Source organism: Lacihabitans sp. LS3-19 (genome assembly GCF_024343575.1).
Taxonomy (GTDB): Bacteria; Bacteroidota; Bacteroidia; order Cytophagales; family Spirosomataceae; genus Leadbetterella.
On the sequence record NZ_RJUA01000030.1, the window covers coordinates 11,214 to 11,544 of the forward strand.

Genomic DNA, 331 nt, shown 5'->3' on the forward strand with positions numbered 1-331 from the left:
GATTTATTTTTTGTAGCACGAAGTTTTGAATGGCGAAGGCTATGTAACAAAGGCAAATATGGCCCTCTATTCGTTGGTCTGTCCAATGAAACATTGGCCTGGTTTCAAGGTGGGATTTGAAGGTTCTAAAGCTGTGTTCTATTTTAAATAGTTGTTTATATTGATCTAAGACATCGCTTACTGGCAGCGTTTGATTATTGGTGCTTATGGCTAAAAAACCATCATACCGCTCAGCCGCAGCTATTTTTTCTTCATTCAGACTATATTTACTATTTTCTTGTGCTTTTAAAAAGAACCTAGCTGCTTTACTGTTGATTTTAGATGGGTTTTT

General features: G+C 36.3%; 1 pseudogene. It reads right to left on the minus strand.

Features of this window, described 5'->3' with window-relative positions:
• A pseudogene (locus EGI22_RS14915) lies at nt 1–331 on the minus strand (IS1634 family transposase); the annotation flags it as partial.